The organism is Mycobacterium sp. (assembly GCF_035506235.1).
GTDB lineage: Bacteria > Actinomycetota > Actinomycetes > Mycobacteriales > Mycobacteriaceae > Mycobacterium.
Map to the genome: position 1 here is coordinate 1 of NZ_DATJPU010000128.1, position 4,036 is coordinate 4,036.

The 4,036-nt window shown below is 66.1% G+C and carries 2 protein-coding genes and 1 pseudogene; 1 reads left to right on the top strand and 2 read right to left on the bottom strand.

What is annotated here, in order from left to right:
* Window positions 1-520: 520 nt before the first annotated feature.
* Window positions 521-1,906 (bottom strand): IS110 family RNA-guided transposase, encoded by a 1,386-nt coding sequence (locus VMD50_RS11720; protein ID WP_325427922.1) that lies wholly within the window; start codon window positions 1,904-1,906, stop codon window positions 521-523.
* A gap of 326 nt (window positions 1,907-2,232) precedes the next feature.
* Between VMD50_RS11720 and VMD50_RS11725 the strand changes: the two genes are divergently transcribed.
* The gene (locus VMD50_RS11725) at window positions 2,233-3,525 is read left to right on the top strand and encodes an IS256 family transposase (protein ID WP_325427923.1); all 1,293 of its coding nucleotides are present in this window, start codon (window positions 2,233-2,235) and stop codon (window positions 3,523-3,525) included.
* A gap of 92 nt (window positions 3,526-3,617) precedes the next feature.
* Here VMD50_RS11725 and VMD50_RS29960 read toward each other — a convergent pair.
* A pseudogene (locus VMD50_RS29960) lies at window positions 3,618-4,036 on the bottom strand (transposase); the annotation flags it as partial.

The window sequence follows — 4,036 nt, forward strand, 5'->3', positions numbered from 1 at the left end:
GTCAGGCTCTCACCCACGCCGGACGTCCCACGGATGAAGTAGAAACATCTGACACACTCTGATGGACGCCCTGGACCGGCTAGCTAGCGTGGGCCGACAAGTGGCCCGGAAGCTCAGCTCGCTCCAGCTCCTTCTCACCGAGCGCCACCTGCTCGAGCACCTCTCCCCCGTGGTTGCGCAGATCCCGCAGCGTCACACCACCCTCACTCCACAGGCCTCACCGGTAAGACGCTCACTCCAGCACTTGCAACGACTACGGCAGCGGGACAACGCTTCCAGATGCTGCAGCACCACTTTTATGCTGTTGAGTCCGGGGAGACAGGTTACGCCCGGTCCGGGATGGGCTGCCAAACCGCCGATAAAGAGGCCCTCCATCAGCGTGCCGTATGTTGACTCCCCGGGCAGTCTGTCCGGAGGTTGTCTCGGTCTGATCGGAAAATGAGCCAGGTGAGTGGGCAGGCGACAGCAACCCGGCGGAGCTTGCGGAGCCGGGTGTCATTGCGAGACTGTGTACTTGGGGTTAGGCGGCGGGTTCGACGGTGACCCGGTAGCCCATGGCAGCGAGTTGGGCGATGTGGTTGCGCAGCCTTTTTTCGATGGTGAGTCGGTTGGTGTGGTAGTCGGGGCCGAGGTCGCGGAAGCGGGCCGCCGGATCGGCGAGCAGGTGCCAGATGACGACCAGGATGGAGCGGGCGACCGCGACCAGGGCCTTGAGTCTGCCGCGGCGCTTGACGAGACGGCGGTAGCGTTCGCCGAGGAAGGTGTCGGTGCGTGCGGCTGCGGCGGCGGCCTCGCCGAGCGCACCTTTCAGATAGGGGTTGCCCTTGCCGGTCTTGCCGCCACGGGTGACCGGTCCGGACTGAATGGTGCGCGGGCACAGCCTTGCCCATGACACCAGGTGCGCGGGGGTGGGGAACCGGGTCATGTCCAGGCCGATCTCGGCCAGGATGACCTGCGCGTTGTGCTCGCCGATGCCGGTGATCTCGTCGAGCCGCTCGACCGGCGTCAGCAGCGCGGCGTCGGTCGGGCGGGCCGTGGTGTCGCGGTCGCCGCCGATTGTGCTGTCGCCGCTCGAGCAGGTGTCAGGCATGGCTGCCAGCAGCTGCTCGATGCGGCTGGTGAGGGTGGCGATCTGAGCGGTCAGGGTGTCGATTTGGTCCAGCAGCATGCGGGCCAGCTCGCCGTGGTGGTCGTCGAAGCGGCCGTCCAAGGCGTTGATCAGGGCCGACCGCTTGACCTTCATCTTGCCGCGCGCCAAGTCGGCGATCCGGCGTGGATCGCGTTCCCCGGCGATGAGGGCCTCGACCATGTCGCGGGTCGATAGCGTGTCCAGCGTCGAGGCCACCGCCGATATTTTGATCAGCGCGTCCTCAAGCAGCTTTTCCAGCCGCTGCCAGTAACGGGTCCGCTCCCGGGTCAGATCCACCCGCAACCGGGTGTAATCACGCAGTTGCCGGATCGGCGCCGGAGGCACGAAGGACGGCCGCAGCAGCCCCTTCTCGGTCAACTTGGCCAGCCAGACTGAGTCGAGTTTGTCCGTTTTCGGCCTGCCTGGCACGTTCTTCACGTCGCGGGCGTTGACCAACTGCACGTCGAGCCCGGCCGCCTCCAGCAGGTAGTACCAGATCCGCCAGTAGTCCGACGTGGACTCGACGGTGACCCGCTGCACGCCCGCCTCGGTCAGCTGATCGGCCAACCCGGCGACCGCGCCGGTGACGGCCTGCACGTCCCACACCCGACTCACCCGCCGACCAGACTTGGCCGCCAGCCGCAGGCACACCGTGCCCGACGCCTTGGCCACATCGATCGCGGCGACCCGCTCGATCACCAGCTCGTGTTCGGCGTCGGGAATCTCCTCCGCAACCGGATCAACCGGATTCTGCTTCCGACTCGACTTCGATTTCAATTCGTTTGTCCTCCAACCGTATCGACATTGCAGGTGGATCGCCCGGGGGCCTCGGTCAAGGGAACCGAAATTCTGACCGGCGTGCTCGAGGCAACAGTGCGTGACCCTTCCAGGTCGGGCCCCGGCGCCAGGCTTCGTGGCGGGCTCGAACACCCAAGTCCGAGTCGGCGTCGGCGGGCGACCCGCCCCATTTTCACGCCTGCAAGGCGTCCCCGGGAGGTCAGATGGCTTCGTGGAATTTGAGGTGGCGGTCCCCCACCTGAGCCCTGCCGCGTGGTAGGTCTCGGGTGACCGACCAAGGAACACCCAAAGGAAGGGGACCGCTTGTGAAGACCGTACCTACTGTCCGCCTGGCTGACACGACTGACGTCGCCGCACTGCCCGATCTGCCGGAGGAGATTCGGCTGGCGATGACCGATATTGCCGGCGCCGCGCGTGAGGGGCTGATGGCGATGAGCGTGGCCGCCGGGATGGCGGTGATGCAGGCACTGTTCGAGGCCGAGATTGCTGAGGTGGCCGGACCGAAAGGCAAGCACGATCTGAATCGGGCCGCGGTGCGTCATGGCGCCGGGAAGGGATCGGTGACCCTCGGCGGGCGCCGGGTGCCGGTTGACCGGCCCCGGGCACGCACGGTCGACGGTCACGAGGTGCCATTGACCAGCTACACCCACTTCGCCGCCGACGACATGCTGACGCAGGTGGTGATGGAGCGGATGCTGGCCGGAGTGGCCACCCGCCGGCACTCGCGGGTTGCCGAGCCGGTCGGCACCGTGGTTGACAAGGAAGCGAAATCGACGAGCCGTTCGGCGATTTCGCGCCGATTCGTCAAGCAAACCGAGACCGCGCTCGCCGAGCTGATGGCCCGCGACCTGACGGGTGAGGACATCAAGGTGCTCCTGCTCGATGGTGAGCACATGGCCGAGCGCTGTGTGGTGGCCGCGCTGGCCATCACCGCCGACGGAACGAAGAAGCCGGTCGGGTTGTGGGACGGCTCCACCGAGAACAAGACGGTGGTGCGCTCGCTGTTGGCCGACCTGGTCGAGCGTGGCTTGACGGTCGATGACGGGCTGTTGGTGGTCATCGACGGCGCCAAGGCGCTGGCGGCGGCGGTGCGGGAGGTGTTCGGCGCCAAGGCGGCCATCCAAAGGTGCACCCTGCATAAACGGCGAAATGTCGCCGATCATCTGCCCGACAAGGAGCAGGCCTGGGTGGATGCCAAGCTGGTCAAGGCGTTCGCTCACGCCGACCCCGACACGGGGCTAGCTAACGCCAAAAGCCTTGCTGCACAACTTGAAAAGAACTACCCGAGCGCTGCCTCATCGCTATGCGAGGGGTTGGAAGAGATGTTCACCGTGGCACGGCTGGGCATCGACGGCCGCCTCGCCAAGACCCTCACCACCAGCAACCCCATCGAGTCGATGATCTCGATAGCCCGCACCACGAACCGTAACGTCACTCGCTGGCGCGACGGGCAGATGGTGCTGCGCTGGACCGCGGCCGGTATGCTCAACGCCGAGCGATCCTTCCGCCGCATCAAGGGCTACAAGCAGATGCCCCAGCTCGTCGACGCCCTGCGCCGACACGCCAATCCCGACACCGAACCTGTCGGTGCCGCATAGAGTTCACCATGGGTCGCCACCGAAAATCCACGCGACTCGGGACATGCTCCGGTGCGGAGCGGGGTTAGGTTACGAGACTACGTATTCGGGGGTTAGGCGGCGGTCTCGAGGGTGACGCGGTAGCCCATCGCGGTGAGTTGGGCGACGTGGTTGCGTATCCGGCGTTCGAGGTCGATGCGGCGGGTGTGGTAGTCGGAGCCGAGGTCGTGGAAGCGGGCGGTGGGGTCGATCAAGAGATGCCAGATGATGACGAGGATGGTGCGGGCGACCGCGACCAGGGCCTTGAGTTTGCCGCGGCGTTTGACGATGCGGCGGTAGCGTTCACCCAGGAAGGTGTTGGTTTTGGCGGCCGCGGCGGCGGCGTCACCGAGTGCGCCTTTGAGGTAGGGGTTACCCTTGCCGGTCTTGCCGCCGCGGGTGAGCGGTCCGGACTAAATTGTGCGCGGGCACAATTTAGCCCACGACATCAGGTGCGCGGCGGTGGGGAACCTGCTCATGTCGAGCCCAATCT